Source organism: Chthoniobacterales bacterium, from assembly GCA_036569045.1.
GTDB lineage: Bacteria > Verrucomicrobiota > Verrucomicrobiia > Chthoniobacterales > JAATET01 > JAATET01.
Genome location: DATCRI010000034.1, coordinates 23,574 through 46,288, shown reverse-complemented (window position 1 = coordinate 46,288; position 22,715 = coordinate 23,574). Strand labels below are relative to the sequence as shown.

Below are 22,715 nucleotides of genomic sequence, written 5' to 3'. Positions count from 1 at the left end.
ACCGATGAAATCCGAGGTCTCCAAAATCGAAATCCTCATCGCGGCCCTCTTTGCCGCGGTGCTCATCTTCATCGTGCCGGCGCTCAACGCCTTCACGCCGGACGGAAGCGCGCTGCACGTCAGCAACTTCAACATCAACCTCTGGGGCCAGTATCTCTGCCTCGCGATCGTCGCGATGAGCATCGACCTGCTCTGGGGCTACACCGGCCTGCTGAGCCTCGGCCAGATGCTCTTCTTTGCGCTCGGCGGCTACGCCCTCGGCATGCACCTCATGCTGATGATCGGCAAGCTGGGCCAATACAAGAGCGACCTGCCCGACTTCATGGTGTTCCTCGGCTACAACAAGCTGCCGATCCACTGGGAGCCATTCTACAATGTCTGGTTCGCGATCGGCGCCGTCTTCTGGGTGCCCGGCCTCGTGGCGCTGATCTTCGGCTACCTCGCCTTCCGCTCCCGCATCAAGGGCGTCTATTTCTCGATCCTCACCCAGGCGCTCACCTACGCAGCCTGCCTGCTCTTCTTCCGCAACGAGCTCACCCTCGGCGGCAACAACGGCTTCACCGATTTCAAGACGCTCTTCGGAGCGCAGCTCGGCAGCGTGGAAACCCAGCGTGCGCTCTACATCGCCTCGGCGGTCGCCCTGGTCGTTGTCTATGCCTTCTGCCGCTGGCTCACGCTCACGAAATTCGGAAAAGTCCAGCGCGCCATTCGCGACAGCGAAAACCGCGTGCTCTTCTCCGGCTACGCGGCCGCGAATTTCAAACTTTTCGTGTTCGTCGTCGCGGGAATGATCGCCGGCGTCGCGGGTGCCCTTTACGTCCCGCAGGTCGGCATCATCAACCCCAGCCAGATGGAGCCCGCCAAATCCCTCGAAGCCGTCGTCTGGGTCGCCGTCGGCGGCCGCGCCACGCTGCTCGGCCCGGTCGTTGGCGCCATCGTCGTGAACGCCCTCAAGAGCTGGGCCAGCCAGGCCTACCCCGCCTACTGGCCGATCTTCCTCGGCGGCATGTTCGTCATCGTCGTGCTCTTCATGCCGAAGGGCATCGTTGGGATCCCCGGCCAGGTGATGGACATCTGGCGCCGCTACAAGAACTCCCGGGAACCCGACGCACCCGCACCCACCAACACTCCCGTGGAGGAAACGAAATGAACCAGGACTTCCTGCTCACCGCCGAAGGCGTCACCAAGAGTTTCGACGGTTTCAAGGCGATCAACGATCTCAACTTCTACCTCGATAAGGGGGAGATGCGCACGATCATCGGCCCAAACGGCGCTGGCAAGAGCACCTTTCTCGACCTCATCACCGGCCGCACCCGGCCGGATGTCGGCAAGATCGAATACCAGGGCACTCCGCTCACGAAGCTGCGTGAATACGAGATCTACCGCCTCGGCATCGGCCGCAAATTCCAGACACCCAGCGTCTACAGCGACCACACCGTCTTCGAGAACGTCCTCATGGGCCTCGAAGGCAGCCGCGGCGTCTGGCCCTCGATCTTCGGCCGGGTGAAGCCCGCGCAGAAGGAGCGCATCTACGAAGTCCTCGAGACCATCGGCCTCAAGGACCGCGCCGAGGTGAAGGCCGGCACGCTCGCCCATGGCCAGAAGCAGTGGCTCGAGATCGGCATGCTCCTCGCGCAAAACGCCCAGCTCCTCCTCGTCGACGAGCCCGCCGCGGGCATGACCGATGAGGAAACCGCCAAGACCGGCGAGCTCCTCCTCAGCCTCGTCGGCAAGCACACCATCATCGTCATCGAACACGACATGGTTTTCGTCCGCCAGCTCGGCAGCAAGGTCACCGTCCTCCACCAGGGACACGTCCTCTGCGACGGCACCCTCGACGAAGTCCAGGCCGACGAACGCGTGATCGAAGTCTACCTCGGCCGCAAAAAGAAACACTGATTCCATGCTCAAGATTGAAAATCTCCAGGTTTCCCTTGATGGCTCGCGGATCCTTCGCGGGGTCGACCTCGACATCCCCACGAATCAGGTCTTCTGTCTCATGGGTCGCAACGGCGTCGGCAAGACGACCACGCTGAAATCCATCATCGGCATTCACCGGCCCAACGCCGGCCGCATCGTCTTCAACGGCGAGGACATCTCCCGGCTCCCCGCAGAAATGCGCGCCCGGGCCGGCATCGGCTACGTTCCGCAGGGCCGCGGCATCTTCCCCCACCTCACCGTCGAGGAGAACCTCTTCATCGGCGCGACCGCGCAGGGCAAGAACCCGAAACGTGCCGTCGAGCGCGTTTACGCGCTTTTCCCGATCCTCAAGGACTTCCTCGCCCGCAAGGGGGGCATGCTCTCCGGCGGCCAGCAGCAGCAGCTCTCCATCGGGCGTGCCCTGCTCACGGAGCCGTCGCTCCTCCTCCTCGACGAGCCCACCGAGGGAATCCAGCCGAACATCATCGACCAGATCGGCGACGCCATCAAACTCCTCCGCCGTGGCGGCCACCACAACGAGCCCGGCCTCCTCGCCGAGGCCGCGCAGACGCTCAAGAAGCTCCGCGCCGAGATCGATTATCCGAAGCCCGAGCTCCTCGATCAGCTCGCCGACGAGATCAACGCCCTCCGCCGCGTCGGTTCGCACAAGGACTCCGCCGCGTTCGAAAAACTCTCCACCACCTTCGACGACGTCCGCAAACAGGGGCCACACGAGGGCACCGTGCTCGGCGACGAGATCGCCACCGCTCTCGCCCAGCTCCACAGCGAGAAATCGATGACCATCCTGCTCGTCGAGCAGTATCTCGATTTCTGCAAGGAACTCGCCGACAACTTCGCCATCCTCGACCGCGGCGCCGTGGTCGCGAATGGCACCGTCGCGGACCTGACGGACGAAGTTGTCAAAACCCACCTCACCGTGTGATCTACATCGCATGCATCTGAGCCCGCGCGAACAGGAAAAACTCCTCGTCGTAGTCGCCGCCGACCTCGCCCGCCGCCGCCAGCAACGCGGCCTCAAACTCAACTACCCCGAGTCCGTCGCCATCATCACCTACGAGATTTTCGAGGGCGCGCGCGACGGCCGCAGCGTGGCCGACCTCATGAGCTACGGCACCACGATCCTCAAGCGCGAGGACGTCATGGAGGGCGTGCCGGAAATGATCCACGAGGTGCAGGCCGAGGCCACCTTCCCCGACGGCACGAAACTCGTTACCGTTCACAATCCGATCCGATGAAGATTCACCACCAAGACACCAAGGCACCAAGGGATGAGATAAAATATTCCTTCCTCCGCCTTTCCTGGTGTCTTGGTGCCTTGATGGTTCAAAACTCATGATCCCGGGCGAATACATCCTCGCGAAGACCGAACCGCACGAGGCGAACATCGGCCTCGAGGTGAAGACGATCACCGTCTCGAACCGCGGCGATCGCCCGGTGCAGATCGGCAGCCATTTCCATTTCTTCGAGGTCAATCCCTCGCTCGATTTCGACCGCGCCGCCGCCCGCGGCTTCCGCCTGCGCATCCCCGCCGGCACCGCGGTGCGTTTCGAACCCGGCGACACCCGCGAGGTCGACCTCGTCGCCCTTGCCGGCACCCGCGAAGTCTACGGCCTCAACGGCCTCATCAACGGGAAGCTTTGAACCACCAAGACACCAAGGCACCAAGAGTTTCGGAGGTGGATGAAATCGCCTCTCAGATCGTCGATGCCGCGTTCAAGGTGCATCAATCGCTTGGCCCCGGTCTTTTGGAATCGGTTTACGAGGTCTGCCTCGCCCACGAACTCCACCGCCGTGGTCTGACCTTCGAGCGACAAGTCGCACTGCCAATCGTCTATGAAGGTTTGGAACTCGAAGCGGGCCTCCGTCTCGACCTCGTCGTCGAACGCCAAATCATCATCGAGATCAAGACGGTGGAATCTCTTCTCCCCGTCCACCACGCCCAAGCCCTCACCTACCTCAAACTCTCCGGTCTCCACCTCGCCTTCCTGATCAACTTCAACGTCCCGCTGATCAAGCAGGGCCTCAAACGCATCGCCCTATGAATCTTCATATTCCTTGGTGTCTTGGTGCCTTGGTGGTGAAAAAATCCTCATGAAACTCACCCGCGAGCTCTACGCCGAGATGTTCGGCCCCACCGTTGGCGACCAGGTCCGCCTCGCCGACACCGAACTCTTCATCGAGGTCGAGCGCGATCTCATCCTCGAGAACGGCGGCTACGGCAACGAGGTGAAGTTCGGCGGCGGCAAGGTCATCCGTGACGGCATGGGCCAGTCCTCGCTCGCGCTCGACGCCGAGTGCCCCGACCTCGTCATCACGAATGCCCTCATCCTCGACGCGGTCCAGGGCGTCATCAAGGCCGACATCGGCATCAAGCATGGCCGCATCGTCGGCATCGGCCACGCGGGGAATCCCGGCATCCAGAGCGACGTCACGATGACGATCGGCGCCGCGACCGAGGTGATCGCCGCCGAGGGCTGTATCGTCACGGCCGGCGGCATCGACACGCACATCCATTTCATCTGCCCGCAGCAGATCGAGCACGCCGTCGCCAGCGGCACGACCACGCTCATCGGCGGCGGCACGGGTCCCGCCACCGGCACCTACGCGACCACCTGCACGCCCGGCGCCTGGAACATCCGCCGCATGCTCGAGGCCGCGGAGCACTATCCCGTCAACCTCGGCTTCCTCGGCAAGGGGAACTGCTCCACGCCGGAGCCGCTCCGCGAACAGGTGCGCGCCGGCGCGATGGGCCTGAAGCTGCACGAAGACTGGGGCACCACGCCCGCGGCGATCGACACCTGCCTCGGCGTCGCCGACGAGTTCGACGTCCAGGTCGCGATCCATACCGACACGCTCAACGAGGCCGGCTTCGTCGAGGCCACGCTCGCCGCGTTCAAGGGCCGCGCGATCCACACCTACCATTCCGAGGGCGCGGGCGGCGGTCACGCCCCCGACATCATCCGCGTTTGCGGCGAGGCGAACGTCCTGCCCTCCTCGACGAATCCCACCCGCCCCTACACGGTCAACACCATCGACGAGCATCTCGACATGCTCATGGTGTGCCACCATCTCGACTCGAACATCCCCGAGGACGTCGCGTTCGCGGAATCCCGCATCCGTGGCGAGACCATCGCGGCCGAGGACCTCCTTCACGACCTCGGCGCGATTTCCATGATGTCCAGCGACAGCCAGGCCATGGGGCGCATCGGCGAAGTCATCACGCGCACGTGGCAGACCGCGCACAAGATGAAGACGCAGTTCGGCAAGCTCGAGGGCGGCCCGTCCGCGCACTCCGCCGCCGACAACTTCCGCGCTCTTCGCTACCTCGCCAAATACACGATCAATCCCGCCCGCACCCACGGAGTCGCCCACGAGATCGGCTCCATCGAAGTCGGCAAGCTCGCCGACCTCGTCCTCTGGAAGCCCGCGTTCTTCGGCGTGAAGCCCGAGATCATTCTCAAGGGCGGCCTCATTTCCTGCGCGAACATGGGCGACCCGAATGCGTCCATCCCCACGCCGCAGCCCACGATTTACCGGCCCCAGTTCGCCGCCCACGGCCGCGCCCGTAGCGCCACTTCCGTCACGTTCGTGAGCGAGGCTGCCCTTGCTGGCGGCACCCTCACCGACCTCGGCCTCTCGAAGCGGCTCGTCGCCGTCCGCGGCACCCGCACCGTCACCAAGCGCGATCTTCTCTGGAACGATGCCCTGCCGAAGATCGAGGTCGATCCCGAGACCTACACCGTGAAGGCCGACGGTCGCGAACTTCGCTGCGATCCCGTCGCCAGCCTGCCGCTGGCCCAGCGCTACTTTTTGTTCTGATGAAGAATCACCACCAAGGCACCAAGACACCAAGGGATGAAAACATTTCCTCCCTTCGCCTTCCTCCGTGCCTTGGTGCCTTGGTGGTTAAAAAATCATGATCCTCGTCCACCACGCCGCTGCGGAGTCTCCCATCGATCTGACAATTGCCATTCCGGTCGATCGCCCCGACCTCTCCAAGCGCCGCTGGCGGGCCACGGCTGCGGACGGCCGCGAGTTTGGCTTCGACCTCGAACACCATCTCCACGATGGCGACGTCGTCCATCGCGAGGAATCCATCGCCTACATTCTGGTCCAGAAACCCGAACCCGTCCTCGAGGTCGCTCTTCCCGCCAGCTCCGGCGCCGCCGCTCGCCTCGGCTGGCAGATCGGCAACCTCCACTTTCTCGTCGAGACCACCTCGGAGGTCGTCCGCACGGTCGACGATCCCGCCGTTCGGCAATACTTCCAGCGCGAGCACATTGCCTTCACCAGTCGCGACGCCGTCTTCCACCCCATCGCGAATGGCCACCACCACTGAGGCCCTGCCCGCCTGGCTGCCGTTCCTCCTCCAGACGAGCGACGCTACCTTTCCCAGCGGCGGCTACGCCCATTCGCTTGGCCTCGAGGAGATGACGCAGTCCGGCCGCGTCCACAACGAGGCCACGCTCATCGACTTCCTCCGCCGTCACGTCGTCCCCGCCCTCGAGCACCTCGAGCTTCCCCTCGTCCGCGAGGCGCACATCGCCGCCGGCAATCTCGACCGGCTTCTCGAGATCGATCGCCTCGCTGGCGCGCTCAAGCTTCCGCGCGAGCTCCGCGAAGCCAGCCTCCAGACCGGTCGACGCCGCCTCGCCACGCTCCTCCGCGTCCGCTCCACCCCGGCACTCGAGGCGTTTCACGCCGCGATCGATGCGACGCCCAGCCGCGGCCACCACGCCGTCGTCTGGGGCGCCGCCTGCGCCGATCTACCCGCCCCCGTCGCCCTCGGCGCCTGCTTCTACCAGACCGTCGCCTGCCAGTGCATGGCCGCACCGAAGCTTCTCCGCATCGGCCAGGAGGCGGCCCAGCGCTGCCTCGCCGCCGCCCTCGAGCATCTTCCGCTGGCCGTCGAGCGCGCGATGCGCATTCCGCTCGACGAGATCGGCTGGTTCGACCCCGCCCTCGACCTTGCGAGCATGCGCCACGAACTCTCCAACGAACGCCTCTTCATCTCATGAAACCCATTCGTATCGGCATCGGCGGTCCCGTCGGCTCCGGCAAGACCATGCTCGTCCTTCGGCTCTGCCAATGGCTGCGCGACGAGTTCAGCCTCGCCGTTGTCACCAACGACATCTACACCCGGGAAGACGCGGAGTTCCTCGTGCGCAACGAAGCCCTCTCCCCCGACCGCGTGGCCGGCGTCGAAACCGGCGGCTGCCCGCACACCGCCATCCGCGACGACACGAGCATGAACGAGGCGGCTGTCGCCGCGTTCACCCGTAGCATTCCCGACCTGCAGGTCGTCCTCATCGAGAGCGGCGGCGACAACCTTTCCGCGACCTTTTCGCCCGAACTCGCCGACGCCTTCATCTACGTGATCGACGTCGCGCAGGGCGACAAGATCCCGCGCAAGGGCGGCCCCGCCATCCGCCACAGCGATCTTCTGCTCATCAACAAGATCACGCTCGCCCCGCACGTCGGCGCCGACCTCGACGTGATGGCCCGTGACGCGAAGCTCATGCGTGGAGAGAAGCCCTTCCTCTTCGCGGATCTCAAGTCCGGCCAGGGCCGGGAGGCCGTGCTCGACTGGCTGCGGCGCGAATACCTCTTCGCATGACCGCCGGCGCGGCCTTGCATGGGCACCTGCACCTCGTCTGCGAGCGCGATGCCGCCACCGGCCGCACCTTTGTCGGCGCGCAATCCTTTGCCGCGCCCATGCACCTCAGCAAGCCGCATTGGGACGGCCGCACGCTCATCATCAATGCGGTGAACCCCACCGCCGGTCTCTTTTCCGGCGACACCGTCGAGATTTCCGTCGCCGCCCGCCCTGCCGCGAGCGCGCTCTTCACCAGTCCCAGCGCGAGCCGCGTCCATCGGGCGCGCGCGGATGAGCCCGCCGCGCACGTCCGCCAGCGGTTCACCGTCGATGCCGGGGGCTGGCTCGAGGTCTGTCCGGAGATGCTCATCGCCCAGGCCGGTTCCCGCTACGAGCAGGAGAGCACGCTGGAGGTCACCGGCAATGGTGGCCTGCTCTTCGTGGACTGCCTCGCCCCTGGCCGCGTCGCCAGCGGGGAAGTCTTCGCCTTCGAGAAAGTGCGCTGCCGCACGCGACTCACCGTCGACGGCGAGCTGGTCGCCGTGGAGAACTGCCGCCTCTCGCCCGGAGATCACAGCCTGCACCCGTTGCGCGTGCACCACGAGCACTCCTACCACGCGACGTGGTTCGCCGTCCTTCCCGACCCGGTCGCGCCCGGCCCCTTCGTGAGATCCGTCAGCGCGCTCAGCGGCGACCGCGTGGCGTCCGGAGCAAGCGCGCTAAATCCGCGAGCCTTCGTGGGAAAGATCCTCGCCGCGGACAGCCCGTCCATGCGCAAGGCGATCACCGGCGTCCGAGAACTCGTCTACGCCCAGGCCGGTCGCGATCTGCCGCTCTGGCGGAAACTATAGGAACTGCACCGGCTTCTCATAGATCGCCAACGCGACACAGCCGGCGTCGCTGACCACCTGGTGGCGCGTGCCCGGCGGATGAATCACCAGCGTGCCCGCGCGCAACTCGCCCGCCTCGTCCCGCTGGGATCCGGACAGAATGAAGATGTGCTCGTAGCCGATGTGCTCGTGCCGGGGGATGCGCCCGCCCGGTTCGTAGAAAAGAAGCGCGGCCCACGGGCCGATCACGCCGTCCCCGTAAAGACGATGAATTCGCACGCCGTCACGAAACGGCTCCCACGAGATCGTCTCCGGTTTCTGCGCGAGCCGCATCAGCTCGGGAAGTTCGATGCGGGATTTCAGGTCGATGGATTCAGGGTTCACAATTGGCGTTCCGTGATACCTCGGCGCTCGGAACGCCGCAAATTCTTCCGGTCTCAGCCGGTGATGGCGTCGACGAAGGCCCTGGAATCCGCGACCGCGCCGAAGACTCCGCCCTGCATCTTCACCATCTGCAACGCGGCGAGGTGGTTGTTGTAGTCCGTCGCCGCCGTGCAGTCCGAGAGCAGCAGACATTCGTAGCCTCGGTCGTTCGCTTCGCGCATCGTCGTGTGAACGCAAACATCCGTCGTGATGCCCGCCAGCGCGATGTTTCGGATCCCCTTCTGGCGAAGGAGCATGTCGATATCCGTTGCGTAAAAGCTGCCCTTGCCGGGCTTGTCGATCACCGCCTCGCCCGGAGCGGGCGCCAGCTCGGGAATGATTTCCCAGCCGGGCTCGCCGCGCGTGAGGATGCGACCACAGGGGCCCGGATCGCCAATGCCCGCGCCGATCTGTCGGCTGCGCCATTGCTTGTTCGCGGGCAGGTCCGCGAGATCGGGCCGATGCCCCTCGCGGGTGTGCATCACGTGATACCCGCCCGCGCGCGCCGCTTCGAGCGCGCGCTGGATCGGGTAAATGGGCGCCCGGGTCAGCCGGATGTCGTAGCCCATCGTGTCGACATAACCGCCCTTTCCACAAAAGTCGGTCTGCATGTCGATGATGAGCAGCACGGTATTCTCCGGCCGCAGATCCCCATCATAAGGCCAGCGATAGGGATCGGATTCCACGAAGCGCCCATTCATTTCGAATCTCCTTTCTTAGAAGAAAAGGGTGATACCGCCGTAGAACTGCACGGGGTCGCGGTTCGTGGATTGCGAAGGCAGGAAGGTGTTACCCGTCGCGATGCCGTCGTTGTAGATGTGATAGTATTGCAAGCCCCCGTAGACACTCCACGACCCATATTCCTTGGGGATGAATTTGAGCGGAACGGTCGCCTTCAAGCCAGTCGAAATCAGGCCGGGAACGCCATTCTCGCTATAGAATCCGTTGCCCGGAAAGGTAATGAACGTCGGAATCTCCAGGCTGACGGGATAGAAATCGAAGGTGAACTTCGGAACGAAGCCGACCTCGAAGTTGAAGCTCGAATCGGTGGACGACACAGTCGCCTTGTCCTCGAGTTCGAGGAAGAGCTTCGCGTAGGGATTGATCGATCCCTTGCCGATGCCGGGAGTCAATCCCTCGAGGAAGTGGTCGGTGTAGCTGATCTGAAGCTCGAGGTTGCTCGGCGGCTCGTAGTCATCGACGGGACTCACGAAGAGCAGGTAGGTCGCGCTGAGCGTCCAGTCCTTGAACACGGTCGTGCTGAGGCCGGCGATGAAGTCGAATTCGTTCCAATACGGCGTGGTCGTGTTCGGATTCGAGGACTTCTTCGTGTGGATGCTGTTCCAGGTGCCGAGCGTGAGCTTCACGTTGTTCAGCCAGCCGTCGCCCTTGTAGAGGTCCGCGAAGAGCAGCAGCAGCGGCTGCCAGACGAGGCCCTCGTCCTCCACGATCAGGCCGCGAGGCGTGATGTAGTAGTTCGAGATCTGGTTCTGGAAGAGCACGTGGAAGATGCTCGGCTTTTCGGGCTCGGTCACGGGGATCGGCGTCTTATCCTGCACGCCGGCCCACGAAGGAGTGGGCAAAGCGAGCAGGGTGGTGGCAGCGAGCGCAGCGAGCGCGGTGAAACGGCTTCGGTGTGGCAGCGTGGTTTTCATGGCAGCGCCCCAATGAGAACGCCCTGTGCCAACGCTTCCGCAAAAGCCGCAACCTCCTGCTTATCAAGATGCTGCAAATTCGACGTCCGCATTCTCTTCGATGCACGCCTGTTTCCCGTGTTGCCGCACGCAACACCCGCAACAATGGCGCGCTCAGCCGGCCGGCTGCTGAAACCGCCGGTAGATGCGACTGCGGTTCACGCCGAGCAGCCGCGCGGCCTCGGCGACGTTGCCCTCGGTTTCCGCAAGCGCGCGCTGGATGAGCGCCTGCTCCGCGGCCTCGAGATTGAGCGGCAGCGGCGTGGCCGGCAAAGGCGCCGCCGCCACGTCCCCGATGATCGGAGCGCGCCGCGGCGGCGTCGACACCAGCCGCAGATGCGCCGGCTCGATCGCCCGCCCGCGGCTCTCGATAAGCGCGCGCTCGATGATGTTCTTGAGCTCCCTCACATTGCCGGGAAAGGCGTGGGCCGAGAGTTGGGCGAGCGCGGCAGGCGTAAGCTCGGGTCGCGGCATGCCCATCTCGTCGGCGAAGACTCCCAGGAAATGCGCGGCCAGCAAGGGCACGTCCTCGATGCGCTCGCGCAGCGGCGGCATCTCGACGGTGTAACGCGCGAGCCGGAAATAGAGGTCCTGCCGGAACTCGCCGGCGGCAATCTTCTCGTCGAGCTCCGCATTCGTGGCCGCCACCACGCGCACGTCGACCTTCCGCGAACGAGCGGCGCCCACCGGGGTGATCTCGCCATCCTCGAGCACGCGCAGCAGCTTCGCCTGCAGACCCGACGGCATGTCACCGATCTCGTCGAGGAAGAGCGTGCCGCCGTCCGCCAGCTCGAAGCAGCCCTTGCGATCCGACACCGCTCCGGTGAAGGAGCCCTTCATGTGACCGAAAAGCATGGACTCCGCGAGCTCCGCTGGAATCGCCACGCAGTTCACCGGCACGAATGGGCCCCGCGCCCGCGAGCTGCTGTGATGCACCGCTCGGGCGATCAACTCCTTGCCCGTGCCGCTCTCTCCGGTGATGAGGACATTGGTGCCCGGAAAAGCCTGCAGGCGCTCGATATTCGCCAGCACCTCGCGCACGAGCCGGCTCCGACCGACGAATCCCCCCAGCCCCCAGCGCTTCGCCTCCTGCTCGCCGAGAAGCTCGAGCCGTTCGTCGACCCTGTGCTTGTCGGCCTCCACGGCCCGGCGACGGGCGCTCTCCGCCTCGAGCTGGGCGTTGCGCTCCTGCAATTGCCGGGTGAGCCGGCTGATCTTGAGATGATTCTCGACGCGAATGGCGACCTCCTCGACCTGGAACGGCTTCGGGATGTAGTCGACCGCGCCGGCCTCGAACCCCTTCAGCACATGCCGCGTCTCCTCCTTCGCCGTCACGAAAAGAACGGGAATCTCGCGCGTCGCCTCGTCCGCCTTGAGGGCGCGGCAGACCGAGTAGCCATCGCGATCGGGCATCACGACGTCGAGCAGGATGAGCGATGGCCGCGATCGGGCCGCGATCTTCAGGCCCTGCTCGCCATTCGATGCCGCGAGGATCTCGTAACCGAGCGGCTCGAGCGCCTCGGTGAGAATGCGAATATTCGTCGGGGTGTCGTCGACGATGAGAATTTTATCGGACGGATTCATGCGGATTCTTCGATCGGGACCTGCGCGACCACGCGCTGGATGGTTTCCATGTCGTAACTCGCGAGGAAGCCGCGCAAATGCCCGGCGAGCCGGCTGCCATTCGGCCCCAGTTCCTCGAGTTCCTTCAAACAATTCTTCACCACGGTGGCGCTGTGCAGTTCGGCGGCCATGACGAGCCGGGCGGAGAGGTCTTCCGGCAGGACGATCTGCGCGAGGTCGAGCGGCGGGGCATCGGCCTCCTTGCGCGAAGCCTCGGAGCGCACGAACTCGACGCCGAGCAGGGCCTTGAGGCTCCCAAAAATGCGTTCGGCGCGAAACGGCTTCGCCACGAAATCGTCGCAGCCCGCTTCGAGGTAGCGGTTGCGCTCGTGGTCGAGGGCCGAGGCCGATGTCGCCACGATCTTGATCCCCGAGCCTCCGAATTCCGCGACGATCTGCCGCGTCGCCTCGAGTCCGTCCATCTCCGGGAGTCGCATGTCCATGAAGACGATGTCCGGTCGGGAGGCGCGCACGACCTCCACGGCCTGCCGTCCGTTTTCCGCGAGCACGATCTCGCAACCGACCATCGCCAGCATTGTCGAAAGCACTTCCCGGTTCTCGCGAATGTCGTCGACCACCGCGGCACGCACCTCGTAACCGGGCGCGAGATGCTCCACCGCATTCTCGGTCGCCGCCTCCTCGCCGACGGCCGCGGGAAGCCGCAGCGTGAAAGAGAATCGCGACCCGCGGTCGGCCGCGGAACTCACCGCAAGCGCGCCGCCCAGCAGCTCGACCTGCCGGCGCGCGATTGCCAGCCCGAGGCCCGTCCCGCCGCGCCCTCCGGCATTCTCGCCCTGCTGAAACGGCTGAAAAATTCGCCCCTGGATGTCCTCGGGAATGCCGGGCCCGGTGTCCTCGACCTCGAAGCTCCATCGGTCCTCCGGCCCCTCGCTCACGCGCAGGGTGATGCATCCGCGCTCGGTGAATTTCACGGCGTTCCCGAGCAGGTTGATGAGCACCTGGCGCAGCTTGCCGCTGTCGCCATGCAGCGCCACCCGGCTGCGCCCCTCGAGTCCCTCCATGCGCAGCCCGAGCAGCTTGTCCTCGCACGGCGGCTGAAACATTCCCTTCAGCTCCGTCACCATTCCCGCGAGATCGAAGTCGCCCTCGCTCACCTCCATGCGACCCGCGTCGATCTTCGACAGGTCGAGAATCTCGTTGATGAGATGCAGCAAATGGTCGGAGCTGCTCGCGATCGTCGTGACGGCGTCGCGCTGGAACGCACCGAGCGCGCCGTTACGCAGCAGGATCTGGCAGTAGCCGGCGATGGCGTTGAGCGGCGTGCGAATCTCGTGGCTCATGTTCGCGAGGAACTCCGACTTCGCGCGGTTCGCGGCCTCGGCCTCGCTTTCGGCCCGCTGACGGATCGCCACCTCGGCCCGAAGCGCGCGATTTGCCTCGTCTCCGGCCCTCAACCGGCGCCCGTAGCCCCACAGCGAAACCGCCAGCAATCCGCTGATGACGAACCCCGCGGCGAGCGCCGCCCAGCCCTGCCAGAAAACCGGCCGCCCGCCGGTGAAGGCCGCCGTGGGCGTGAACACGATCCGCCACGTGCGGCCCGCGACGTCAAACGTCGTCTCCCAGCCGCCTTCCGACCGACCGTCGCCATTGCGATAGATTTCCTCGTCTCCGTCGAAGAGGCGCACCGCGAGGCCATTACTGGCGGCGGCGTTCAGCGAACCCTTCACGAGATCGCCGATGCGAAAGACCGCCACCGCAAACCCGCGCAGGTCCGCCCTCCGGGCCTCGAGCGTCTGTGGCTCGCCCCGGTAGATCGGCAGGAACACCAGCACGCCCTTCTGCGAACCCCGCTCCTGGGCGAGGCGAATCGGCGCGGTCGCCGCCGGGAGACCGGTGTCCCTCGCCCGCTCCAGCGCCTCGCGCCGCCGTTTCTCGGACCCGACATCGAAGCCCATCGCCGGCGCATTCGTCGCCTGCGCCTCCATGAAATAGACCGGGAAATATTCCCCGCGCCTGCCGGCGGGCGCCATCCCGCCGCGAGGGCTCTGCTCGATGAACCGAAAGGCCTTCAACCCGTCCGCGTCCGCCCGCGCCTCCACCTCCCGGCGCTCGGCCTCGGTCACGCGCGGATCCCAGGCCAGCCCCTGCAGCTCCGGCTGCCGGGCGAGCGCTCCGGAGACGAATTCGCTGAATTCCTTCCGGCTGACCTCGCCGCGGGCGGCGTAGAGCGATTCGATCGCGCGAAGCACCTCGGTGGACCGAAGCAACTGGCCCTGCAGTGCCTCGACGCGATCCTGCCCCTCCTGAATGACCGATCGCCGGACCTCCGCCTGTTCCCAATCGTGCACCCACCACGCTGCCGCGAGCGAAAGAGTGATGCCCAACCCCAGGGCGAGGAGCGCCGGAATCTGCGCCCCAAGGGATTTTCTCAAAGTGGAAGTCACGCCTCGGAAAGTCAGCACTTCAGGTGCCATGCGGGGTGCCAATCAGTGGGTGCCCCGATGGACCCCGCCCCGGAGTGTTGCAGGCGTCGCATCGCGCAACACCCGCCACGCGCTGACGCCCCGGTCGGAACGGCGCGTTTGGACGTAAATCGCTCCACGTGAGGGATTCGGCGTTTCCGGGGGCGACTTGGCATCGCGGAAGCTCAAGGGATTCGCGGACATCACGACCCGCCATGCCTGTTTCCGTCAAAGCCGAACCCTACTCTTTCGAACTGCACCCGGAAAAGTGCGCCCTGCTCATCATCGACATGCAGCGCGATTTCCTCGAACCGAACGGCTTCGCCAGCATGCTCGGCAACGACGTCGCCAAGCTCCGGCCGACGATCGAGCCCAACCGCCGCCTCCTCGAGGCCTGGCGCGCCATCGGGGCGCAGGTCATCCACACGCGTGAAGGTCACCGTCCCGACCTCACCGATCTGCCGGAAACCAAGAAAATCCGGGCCCGCGGCGAGAAAACGATCGGCGACGCCGGCCCGATGGGGCGCATCCTCGTGCGCGGCGAGAGCGGCCACGACATCATTCCCGAGCTCTATCCCCTGCCGCACGAGCCGATCATCGACAAACCCGGCAAGGGGGCATTCTACGCGACCGACCTCCACACCATTCTTCAGCACCGCGGCATCACCCAGCTCATCGTCACCGGCGTCACCACCGAGGTGTGCGTGAACACGACCGTCCGCGAGGCCAACGACCGCGGCTACGACTGCCTCGTGCCGTCGGACTGCGTCGGCTCCTACTTCCCCGAGTTTCAGGAAATGGGCCTCAAAATGATCATCGCCCAGTGCGGTATCTTCGGCTGGGTCACCCACTCCGACGACATCCTCGCCGCCCTCAGCTAACCACGCCACCACACCAAGACACATCATCATGAACAAACCCAAAATCTGGGTGCCCGGAGACTGGAATGCCTTTTTCGGCTTCGGCACCAACATCCTGGTCAACCTGCTCACCCTCAGCGGCCTGCTGCTCTACGTGCTGAAAATGCCCCCGGACATGGTCTTCAAGCACATCCTCCCGGCCGCCGGCATGATGATGTGCCTGAGCACCTTCTACTACGCGTGGCTGGCCTACCGGCTGGCAAAGCAGACCGGACGGACGGATGTCTGCGCGCTGCCCTCGGGGATCAGCGTGCCGCACATGTTCATCGTCACGCTGGTCATCATGCTCCCGATCAAGCTCGCCACGGGCGATCCCGTGAAGGCCTGGCAGGCCGGTCTCGTCTGGGTGTTCATCCAGAGCTTCATCCTGATGGGCGGCGGCTTCCTCGCCCCGATCGTTCGAAAGATCACGCCGAAGGCCGCGCTGCTCGGCGCACTCGCCGGCGTCTCGATCACCTTCATCTCGATGAAGCCCGCCCTGGAAATGTTCATGACTCCGCTCGTCGGCGTCGTCTGCTTCGCGATCATCCTCGTGAGCTGGTTCGGCGGAGTGAAGTTTGGCGGCATTCCCGCCGGCCTCGTCGCCATCGCCGCCGGCACGCTCATCGCCTGGGGGTCGAATCTCTTCGGCTTCAACTTCGGCGGAATGAACCTCGAAACGCTGAAGACCTCCTTCGCCGGTTTCGGTTTCTCCGCCCCCGTGCCAGTCCTCGGCCTCATCTTCAGCGGCCTGAACTGGGGCCTGCTCAGCATCATCCTCGTCACCGCGATTCCCTTCGGCATCTACGACCTCGTCGAGGCCATGGATAACGTCGTGAGCGCCTCCGCCGCCGGAGACGACTATCCCACGACACGCGTGCTCACCGCCGACGGCGTGATCAGCCTCATCGGCTGCCTCATGGGCAATCCCTACATCAACGCCGTCTACATCGGCCATCCCGGCTGGAAGGCCATGGGCGGCCGCATCGGTTACTCCGCCGCCACCGGCGTGATGGTCATCCTGCTCTCGTGGTTCGGCGTCGTCTCGCTCATGACCGCCCTCATCCCGGTCGTCGCGATCTCGCCCATCCTCCTTTATATCGGCATGCTCATCGGCTCGCAGGCCTTCCAGGAGAGCCCGCACAAGCACGCTCCGGCCGTCGTCATGGCGATCATCCCGTCGCTCGCCGCGTGGGGCAAACTCCAGATCGACAACTCGCTCGGCTCCGTCGCCGGCATCCACCAGATCACGCCGGAGATGATCGCCTCGATGGCGCAGACCGGCATCTTCTACCACGGCCTCTCGATCCTCGGCGGCGGCTCGATCCTCGCTGGCGTCGTGCTGGCCGCGATCACCGTCTACATCGTGGAACGCGAGTTCCTGAAGGCTGCCGGATTTGCCCTCGCCGGCGGCCTGCTCACCTTCTTCGGCCTCATGCACGGTGAGGCGATCGGCATCAACCAGACGCCCGGCGTGGCTCTCGCCTACGTGGTCGTGGGCGGCGTGCTGTTCGCCTGCGGCAAGATGGCGCTCGCGCCCGCCAAGGAAGAGTCCCTGCCCCCGGACCTCGCCGCGGCGGAATAGCAATTGGTTAGCATAGGGTGAAAGGCCGCGTCGGCGCCCGGGTGGGTGTCGGCGCGGTCTTTGTTTTGGAGAGGCCGCCGGAGGCTTTACGCTTGACCCGAAAATCCCCGCCGGTTTCAACTTCCAGCCTGTTCAGCGGGGCCTGTCTCGCCAGCGCTCTTTTTCATTCGAACCAATCCGCCGGCCTAGGAAAGCAGGGTGCAATCCCCTCACTGTCGCGCAACGGTCAGAGTCCGATCTCGAACCGGCGGAGAAAACCACACCGCCCTGAAATGGGCACCGGCGCCGCGTCAAGCGTCCGTGTTGGGGGTAGTCCTTTCACCGGGGGAAGGCTGTCCTTCCAAATTCCCGTGATCTCGAAAGGACCAATGAAAACCCATCGCCTCAAAGCGGCCGCCATCGCCGTTTTCGCCACCCTCGCCATTTGCACCAGCGGCCGCTCGCAAGCCGTCACCGGATTCAGCGATCTGAACTATTGGGGCGCCGGCACGAACCGCGCCGGACTCGTCATTTCCTGGAACGATGGCAAGACGACCTCGACCATCGCCTGGGGCTTCTCATGGACGGGCACGATGACCGCCTGGGATATGCTGCAGACGATCGCCACCGCCGATCCGCGCCTCTTTATCCGCATCGACAGCGCTTCCTCGTTCGGCCCGGCGCTCTACGGTGTCGGCTATGATAACAATGGCAACGGCATCTTTTCCGTCTCCGGCGCGGTCGACGTGAACGGCAACGCCACCACGCCCATCTTCATCTCGGGAATCTCGAACATGAACACGAACGCGAATGGCTCCGAGGCACCTTTCTCTTCCGCGAACGCCCTTCCCACGGAAGCTGCCGACCACTACGCCGAGGGCTGGCTCGATAACGGCTTCTGGGAATTCTACACCGGGAGCGCGAACTCTTCCTATCCCACGACCTGGACGAGCAGTTTCGACGGGGCCGGCGGCACCACTCTCGTGAACAACGGCTGGTATGCGTTTAGCATCACGGATCCGGCCTACACCTCGCACGTCCCCGGCGCCGCCGTTGCCGCGGTGCCCGAGCCGGCCACGGTTGCCCTCCTCGTCCTGGGCGGCCTCGCGCTGCTCTGGCACCGAAGAGCCCGCCATGCGTAGAGCCGGCTTCACCGTCATGGAGATGCTCGCCTGCGTCGTCGTGATGGCCATCGTGTTCGTCTTCATCGCCCCGGCCATCTGGAAGGTCTGGGAGGCCTCCTCGCTCGCCATTTCCACGGAGAACATCCGCTCACTTTCCGTCGGCGGCGCGCAATACCTCGCTGACAACGACCACCATTTCTGGAAATACCGTGAGAACGCCGCGTCGTTCACCGGCGACGACGGGAGCATCATCCGGGGCACACGCTACTGGTTCGGCTTCGAGTCGACCGGCAGCGCGAGCTCCGGCGAAGGCAACCGCGCGTTCGACCCCTCGCAAAGCCCTCTCGCCGGCTATGTGCCAAAGGGCATCACCCCCGACCCGAGCTTTGCCGCCCACGCCTCCGCGTTCAAACCCAAGTTCAAGTCCGGCTACCTCGGCATCGGCTACAACGTCGTCATCGGCGGCGGCTGGTCCGCGTCAGCAAAGACGCAAACCATGACCTACTGGCAACTCAGCAACCCCGCGCGCGTGGTCGTCTTCGCCACCTCCGCACAGGTCAACGACTTCCAATCGCCGGCCTCGTCGTCGCGCCCGATGCTCGAGGAGTTCTACGGCTTCGACCAGCGGGAGCGGACCATTCACTTTCGCCACGGGAAGCTCGCCATGGTCGGCTACGCGGACGGCTCGAGCGGATTTCTCCCCCTCGACGAATCCACTCGCGATTCGCGTCTGAAAGGTGTAAACATCGGGAGGTTCGCGCCGGTCGGCAGCTACGAATACCTCAAATGAACTCGACGCTCAATTCCCTGAATCGCAGGTCAGCCGTGGCCTTGACGATCTCCCTCATCACCCTCGCCGCCGGCTTCCGTCTTCTCCGCGCGACGATGTTGCCCGAGCTTCCGAATTTCTCGCCGGTGCTCGCCCTCGCTGTCTGCGGCGCTCTCGTGCTGCCCGGCGCGCTCGCCCTGCTCGTTCCACTCGTCGCGCTCGCCATCACGGATCTGCTCCTCAATCTCCACTACGGCGTCGCGCTCTTCAGTCCGGTGGAACTCGTGAGCTACGCCTGTTACGGCCTTGGCGTCGCCACCGGCATCAGCCTGCGCCGCCTCGGCGCCGGGGCGCCGCTCACCTTTGGCGCGGTGATTGCCAACTCCACCCTCTTCTACGTCGTCACGAATTCCCTCGCCTGGTTCGGCAACCCCGCCTACGCCCAGTCCCCGGCCGGCTGGATCCAGGCGCTCACCGTCGGCGTCCCCGGTTTCCCGCCGACCTGGATTTTCTTTACCTACTCCCTCGCGAGCGACCTCCTTTTCACCGGCATCTTCCTCGGCATCATGCATTTCACGGTCCGTCCCCGGGGCACCGAGCTCGCCGCCGCCCGCGCCTAGCCCGCAAGGAAGCGCAGCGCGTCCCCCAGCCGCGTGCGCCACGACGCCTCGTCGTGCCGGCCGCCGATCACGCGCAGGATGCGAAATTCCCGGCCATCCTCCCATCCCCGGGCGCGCAGAAGCTCCGCAAGCTCGCGGTGACAATCACCGAGTCCGGCATCCGGCCCCTCGGTGCCGTGATCGAAATAGAAGCGTGACCCGGCCGGCAGGTCCGCGCGACCGGCCAGCATCCGCAATGCGCCGCATTTGCCACCGCCCTCGTCTCCCGACAGATCCCCAAAGATCGTCGACAGGCCAAGCATCCGGCCAAAGACATCCGGATGGTGGAGCGCGGTGTAAAACGCGTTCAGTCCGCCCAGGGCCGTCCCGCCAATGAGCCGCGCCTCGGCTTTCGGGACCGTCCGATAGCGCTGGTCGATCGCCGGCACGAGGTCCGTGGCCAGAAATTGCGCGTAGGCCGCGCCGCCGAGTTCCACCGACAGGTCGACCTCCCGCTCGCTTCGCATCCCATCCGCAAATCCGTCGGGATGGCAGATCCCGACCACGAGACACTCTCGCATCGACCGCTCCGCCACGAGGCGCCGCACCCACTCGTCGACCGCAAGGTCCACCTTCGTGATCGGGCTCGTCTCGGGATCGAACACGTTCGCGCCATCGTTGAAATACAGCACGGGAAACCGCTGGTCGGGATGCGTGGCGTAACCCGGCGGCAGCCAGATGAGCAGCTCCCGCCACGCCGCCAGCCCGCGCGAATACACGCGGTCCCGGGTCAGCCGGCCGGCGTAGCGATCCTTCCAATCCGCCACCGTGCGGTAGACCGTCGCATCCAGCCACACTTCGTGCCGCGCATTCGGCGGCACGCTGCCCCACGCGTCCACCGCCTCCGCTTCCCAGCTCCCGCGCAGCACCTTGTATTCGAGGGCCGTTCCGGTCTCCGCCTCGATCAAGCCGACATGCCGCTCCCCCTCCCAGCGCAGTCGCAACCCGCGCGCGGCATCCCATTCTCCCAGCGCCGGCACGTTGCCGCAGAGCACGAGCGGCTCCTCGGGACGATCGACAGGGGGCAGAATCTCGAAACGAATGCGGCTCATTGGGGGTAAGCCAACCTACCCCGAAAATGCCGGCTGGCTAGGCGCTGCGCAGCAGCAACGCGCGGGCGGAGGCGAGCTGCTGCGGACTGCCGAGCAGCATCACCTCGTCATCGACCAGGATCTCCTCCTCGGGCGGCGGATTGATCACGCTCGTCCCGCCACGCTCGATGCCCACGATGCTCGCGCCGGTCTCGCTGCGCAGCTTCAGCTCCGAGATCATCGAGCCCACCGCCACGGCATCGGCCGGAATCTTCACGGCATCGAGCTTCGCCTCGCGCAACAGCGAGGGAATCTTCACCGCGAGCGGATGGTCATCGGGGTCCGGCTCCTGCGCGAAGGTGTCGTGCAGCGCGAACTGCGCCCGCGCGTAGAGCTTCACCGCCGCGCGGTAGAGCAGGATGCCGACGACAAGGGCGATCCCGGAGGCCGCGAGCAGCGTCTTCCACGACGGCATCAGCGTCGCGCTCAGCACCAGTAGCCACACGAGCATCACGCCCGAGCCCACGAGCAGCACCATTCCCGAGATCATCGCCCGCAGCGCCGAGGTGTTCGATCCCGCCGTCTTCGGGCTCACGCTCAGCTCCGCAATCATCATCCCGCCGGCTTGGATCTTCCGCCAGATCGCGATCAGGCACGGAAAGCTCACCAGCAACGCGGCGAGCCAGATCGTCGCCTTCAGGCTGTCGCGGCCGCCGGGGAATCCATCGTCCCACTGCGCTCCGTAGCGCGCATGGATCACCACCGCCGCGATGAAGACGCCCGTCGCAAGCAGGAAGTTCAGGGCGATCTGCCACGCGAGCTTGCCGAGGATCTTCGTCGCCATGCTGCTGCTGCGCTTTTCACCGATCGCCCCCACCCATTTGCTGTAGGCGTCCACCACATCCACCACGGGACGCGGCGCGACCCGGTCGAACCACGCGACAAGCCCGTCGGAGCTTTTGATGAGATAAGGCGTGAGCAGCGTCGTCACCGCCGAGACCGCCACTGCGATCGGATAGATGAAATCGCTCGTCACCTTCAGCGTAAGTCCCAGCGACGCGATGATGAACGAGAATTCGCCGATCTGCGCGAGGCCCATGCCGACACGCATGGACGTGCGCATGTCGTTGCCGGCGGCCAGGCAGCCCAGCGAGCAAGTGATCACTTTTCCGGCCACGACCACCGCCGTGATGAGCACGATCGGCACGGCGTATTTCGCAATCAGCGCCGGATCGATGAGCAGGCCGATCGAAACGAAGAACACCGCGCTGAAAAGGTCGCGCACGGGATGCATGAGCGCCTCGACTTTCGCGATCTGTCGCGCCTCGGCGATGATAGCCCCGATGAGGAACGCCCCCAACGCCACACTGTAGCCGAGCTTGACGGTAAGCAGCGATACCCCGAAGCACAGTCCCACCACCGTCACGAGCAGCATCTCGTTACTGCGAAACTTCGCCACGTAGTTCAACAGCCGCGGCACGGCGATCAGACCGACCACGAGCAACCCTCCCAGGAAGCTGCAGAGACCGACGATCGTCATCCCGATCTCGCGGGCGACGAATTCCCCCGTGGTCGCAAACCCGGACAGGAGCGCAATCATCACGATCGCGAGGATGTCCTCCACGATGAGAATGCCGAAAATGAGACTCGCGAAACGCTCCTTGGTCTTTCCCAGGCCCTCCAGCGCCTTGATGATGATCGTCGTCGACGAGATCGAAAGGATCGCGCCGAGAAAGATGGCATCCATCTGGCTCCACCCAAAGGCCAGCCCAAGCTGGTAGCCCGCCCAGATCATCAGCAAAATCTCGAGGGCCGCCGCAATGAAGGCGGTCGCGCCCACGGCTTTCAACTTCCGCAGACTGAATTCAAGCCCGAGTGCGAACATCAGGAAAATCACGCCCAGCTCGGCCAGCGTCTGGATGTTTTCCTCGTCGGAAATGAAGCCGAACATCGCCGGCGTGTGCGGGCCGATGACGAATCCGGCCAGGATGTAGCCGAGCACCACCGGCTGCTTGAATTGCCGAAAAAGGATCGTCGCCAAGGCGGCGACGATCATCACCAGCGAGAGATCCTGGAGAAATGCGAGGTCGTGCACGCGCCATCTTCCGAGGCGTGCCGCGGAGAGTCAATCGTCACCCG

Annotated in this window: 23 protein-coding genes; 16 read left to right on the top strand and 7 right to left on the bottom strand. The window is 65.0% G+C overall.

Annotation, left to right across the window (positions count from 1 at the left end; translation table 11 throughout):
• Window positions 1-4 precede the first annotated feature (4 nt).
• From urtC to VIM61_06980, 11 genes are all read left to right on the top strand, one after another.
• Window positions 5-1,150 (top strand): urea ABC transporter permease subunit UrtC, encoded by a 1,146-nt coding sequence (gene urtC, locus VIM61_07030; GenBank protein ID HEY8900147.1) that lies wholly within the window; start codon window positions 5-7, stop codon window positions 1,148-1,150.
• On the top strand, window positions 1,147-1,899 hold the full coding sequence (gene urtD, locus VIM61_07025; protein HEY8900146.1) for an urea ABC transporter ATP-binding protein UrtD: 753 nt from the start codon (window positions 1,147-1,149) through the stop codon (window positions 1,897-1,899). The genes urtC and urtD overlap by 4 nt, the downstream gene beginning before the upstream one ends.
• Before the next feature lie 4 nt (window positions 1,900-1,903).
• Window positions 1,904-2,863 carry an ATP-binding cassette domain-containing protein gene (locus VIM61_07020; GenBank protein HEY8900145.1) on the top strand — a complete coding sequence of 320 codons (960 nt, stop codon included), beginning with the start codon at window positions 1,904-1,906 and terminating at the stop codon, window positions 2,861-2,863.
• Window positions 2,864-2,873: 10 nt separating this feature from the next.
• Entirely contained in the window at window positions 2,874-3,176 is a 303-nt protein-coding gene (locus VIM61_07015; GenBank protein HEY8900144.1) for an urease subunit gamma, read from the top strand.
• A 97-nt stretch (window positions 3,177-3,273) separates the two neighbouring features.
• Window positions 3,274-3,582: an urease subunit beta gene (locus VIM61_07010; GenBank protein HEY8900143.1), complete on the top strand. Its 309-nt coding sequence runs from the start codon at window positions 3,274-3,276 to the stop codon at window positions 3,580-3,582.
• Window positions 3,583-3,617: 35 nt separating this feature from the next.
• Complete coding sequence (locus VIM61_07005) at window positions 3,618-3,983, top strand: GxxExxY protein (GenBank protein HEY8900142.1); 366 nt, start codon at window positions 3,618-3,620, stop codon at window positions 3,981-3,983.
• Between the two features lie 49 nt (window positions 3,984-4,032).
• The gene (gene ureC, locus VIM61_07000; protein HEY8900141.1) at window positions 4,033-5,760 is read left to right on the top strand and encodes an urease subunit alpha; all 1,728 of its coding nucleotides are present in this window, start codon (window positions 4,033-4,035) and stop codon (window positions 5,758-5,760) included.
• Between the two features lie 97 nt (window positions 5,761-5,857).
• A complete protein-coding gene (locus VIM61_06995; protein ID HEY8900140.1) occupies window positions 5,858-6,280 on the top strand; it encodes a hypothetical protein in 423 nt (140 codons plus the stop codon).
• Entirely contained in the window at window positions 6,264-6,959 is a 696-nt protein-coding gene (locus VIM61_06990) for an urease accessory UreF family protein (protein HEY8900139.1), read from the top strand. Before VIM61_06995 ends, VIM61_06990 begins: the two co-directional genes overlap by 17 nt.
• Window positions 6,956-7,558: an urease accessory protein UreG gene (ureG, locus tag VIM61_06985; GenBank protein ID HEY8900138.1), complete on the top strand. Its 603-nt coding sequence runs from the start codon at window positions 6,956-6,958 to the stop codon at window positions 7,556-7,558. The genes VIM61_06990 and ureG overlap by 4 nt, the downstream gene beginning before the upstream one ends.
• Window positions 7,555-8,388 carry an urease accessory protein UreD gene (locus tag VIM61_06980; GenBank protein HEY8900137.1) on the top strand — a complete coding sequence of 278 codons (834 nt, stop codon included), beginning with the start codon at window positions 7,555-7,557 and terminating at the stop codon, window positions 8,386-8,388. Before ureG ends, VIM61_06980 begins: the two co-directional genes overlap by 4 nt.
• Here the strand turns inward: VIM61_06980 and VIM61_06975 are convergent.
• The 5 genes from VIM61_06975 to VIM61_06955 form a co-directional block, all read right to left on the bottom strand.
• On the bottom strand, window positions 8,383-8,751 hold the full coding sequence (locus tag VIM61_06975) for a cupin domain-containing protein (GenBank protein HEY8900136.1): 369 nt from the start codon (window positions 8,749-8,751) through the stop codon (window positions 8,383-8,385). The genes VIM61_06980 and VIM61_06975 overlap by 6 nt on opposite strands.
• Window positions 8,752-8,804: 53 nt before the next feature.
• Window positions 8,805-9,491, bottom strand: a complete 687-nt coding sequence (locus VIM61_06970; GenBank protein HEY8900135.1) for an isochorismatase family cysteine hydrolase — start codon at window positions 9,489-9,491, stop codon at window positions 8,805-8,807.
• Window positions 9,492-9,506: 15 nt separating this feature from the next.
• Window positions 9,507-10,445, bottom strand: a complete 939-nt coding sequence (locus tag VIM61_06965) for a hypothetical protein (protein HEY8900134.1) — start codon at window positions 10,443-10,445, stop codon at window positions 9,507-9,509.
• 153 nt (window positions 10,446-10,598) lie between these two features.
• Window positions 10,599-12,068: a sigma-54 dependent transcriptional regulator gene (locus tag VIM61_06960; GenBank protein HEY8900133.1), complete on the bottom strand. Its 1,470-nt coding sequence runs from the start codon at window positions 12,066-12,068 to the stop codon at window positions 10,599-10,601.
• Window positions 12,065-14,512, bottom strand: coding sequence for a CHASE domain-containing protein (locus VIM61_06955; protein HEY8900132.1), 2,448 nt, complete (start codon window positions 14,510-14,512; stop codon window positions 12,065-12,067). Before VIM61_06955 ends, VIM61_06960 begins: the two co-directional genes overlap by 4 nt.
• Window positions 14,513-14,745: 233 nt before the next feature.
• Between VIM61_06955 and VIM61_06950 the strand changes: the two genes are divergently transcribed.
• From VIM61_06950 to VIM61_06930, 5 genes are all read left to right on the top strand, one after another.
• Entirely contained in the window at window positions 14,746-15,411 is a 666-nt protein-coding gene (locus VIM61_06950; GenBank protein HEY8900131.1) for an isochorismatase family cysteine hydrolase, read from the top strand.
• A 28-nt stretch (window positions 15,412-15,439) separates the two neighbouring features.
• Window positions 15,440-17,014 (top strand): hypothetical protein, encoded by a 1,575-nt coding sequence (locus tag VIM61_06945; GenBank protein ID HEY8900130.1) that lies wholly within the window; start codon window positions 15,440-15,442, stop codon window positions 17,012-17,014.
• Window positions 17,015-17,382: 368 nt separating this feature from the next.
• On the top strand, window positions 17,383-18,135 hold the full coding sequence (locus VIM61_06940) for a PEP-CTERM sorting domain-containing protein (GenBank protein HEY8900129.1): 753 nt from the start codon (window positions 17,383-17,385) through the stop codon (window positions 18,133-18,135).
• Complete coding sequence (locus VIM61_06935; protein ID HEY8900128.1) at window positions 18,128-18,907, top strand: prepilin-type N-terminal cleavage/methylation domain-containing protein; 780 nt, start codon at window positions 18,128-18,130, stop codon at window positions 18,905-18,907. The genes VIM61_06940 and VIM61_06935 overlap by 8 nt, the downstream gene beginning before the upstream one ends.
• The gene (locus tag VIM61_06930) at window positions 18,904-19,506 is read left to right on the top strand and encodes a DUF6580 family putative transport protein (protein HEY8900127.1); all 603 of its coding nucleotides are present in this window, start codon (window positions 18,904-18,906) and stop codon (window positions 19,504-19,506) included. Before VIM61_06935 ends, VIM61_06930 begins: the two co-directional genes overlap by 4 nt.
• Here VIM61_06930 and VIM61_06925 read toward each other — a convergent pair.
• Together VIM61_06925 and VIM61_06920 are read right to left on the bottom strand one after the other, a co-directional pair.
• Entirely contained in the window at window positions 19,503-20,597 is a 1,095-nt protein-coding gene (locus VIM61_06925) for an alpha/beta hydrolase-fold protein (protein HEY8900126.1), read from the bottom strand. The two genes, VIM61_06930 and VIM61_06925, sit on opposite strands and share 4 nt — an antisense overlap.
• Window positions 20,598-20,634: 37 nt before the next feature.
• The gene (locus VIM61_06920) at window positions 20,635-22,671 is read right to left on the bottom strand and encodes a cation:proton antiporter (GenBank protein ID HEY8900125.1); all 2,037 of its coding nucleotides are present in this window, start codon (window positions 22,669-22,671) and stop codon (window positions 20,635-20,637) included.
• Between the last annotated feature and the right edge of the window lie 44 nt (window positions 22,672-22,715).

Coding starts and splice junctions, on each gene's coding strand:
- urtC (HEY8900147.1), top strand. CDS start 5: ATGAAATCCGAGGTCTCCAAAATCGAAATCCTCATCGCGGCCCTCTTT.
- urtD (HEY8900146.1), top strand. CDS start 1,147: ATGAACCAGGACTTCCTGCTCACCGCCGAAGGCGTCACCAAGAGTTTC.
- VIM61_07020 (HEY8900145.1), top strand. CDS start 1,904: ATGCTCAAGATTGAAAATCTCCAGGTTTCCCTTGATGGCTCGCGGATC.
- VIM61_07015 (HEY8900144.1), top strand. CDS start 2,874: ATGCATCTGAGCCCGCGCGAACAGGAAAAACTCCTCGTCGTAGTCGCC.
- VIM61_07010 (HEY8900143.1), top strand. CDS start 3,274: ATGATCCCGGGCGAATACATCCTCGCGAAGACCGAACCGCACGAGGCG.
- ureC (HEY8900141.1), top strand. CDS start 4,033: ATGAAACTCACCCGCGAGCTCTACGCCGAGATGTTCGGCCCCACCGTT.
- VIM61_06995 (HEY8900140.1), top strand. CDS start 5,858: ATGATCCTCGTCCACCACGCCGCTGCGGAGTCTCCCATCGATCTGACA.
- VIM61_06990 (HEY8900139.1), top strand. CDS start 6,264: ATGGCCACCACCACTGAGGCCCTGCCCGCCTGGCTGCCGTTCCTCCTC.
- ureG (HEY8900138.1), top strand. CDS start 6,956: ATGAAACCCATTCGTATCGGCATCGGCGGTCCCGTCGGCTCCGGCAAG.
- VIM61_06980 (HEY8900137.1), top strand. CDS start 7,555: ATGACCGCCGGCGCGGCCTTGCATGGGCACCTGCACCTCGTCTGCGAG.
- VIM61_06970 (HEY8900135.1), bottom strand. CDS start 9,491: ATGAATGGGCGCTTCGTGGAATCCGATCCCTATCGCTGGCCTTATGAT.
- VIM61_06965 (HEY8900134.1), bottom strand. CDS start 10,445: ATGAAAACCACGCTGCCACACCGAAGCCGTTTCACCGCGCTCGCTGCG.
- VIM61_06960 (HEY8900133.1), bottom strand. CDS start 12,068: ATGAATCCGTCCGATAAAATTCTCATCGTCGACGACACCCCGACGAAT.
- VIM61_06950 (HEY8900131.1), top strand. CDS start 14,746: ATGCCTGTTTCCGTCAAAGCCGAACCCTACTCTTTCGAACTGCACCCG.
- VIM61_06945 (HEY8900130.1), top strand. CDS start 15,440: ATGAACAAACCCAAAATCTGGGTGCCCGGAGACTGGAATGCCTTTTTC.
- VIM61_06940 (HEY8900129.1), top strand. CDS start 17,383: ATGAAAACCCATCGCCTCAAAGCGGCCGCCATCGCCGTTTTCGCCACC.
- VIM61_06935 (HEY8900128.1), top strand. CDS start 18,128: ATGCGTAGAGCCGGCTTCACCGTCATGGAGATGCTCGCCTGCGTCGTC.
- VIM61_06930 (HEY8900127.1), top strand. CDS start 18,904: ATGAACTCGACGCTCAATTCCCTGAATCGCAGGTCAGCCGTGGCCTTG.
- VIM61_06925 (HEY8900126.1), bottom strand. CDS start 20,597: ATGAGCCGCATTCGTTTCGAGATTCTGCCCCCTGTCGATCGTCCCGAG.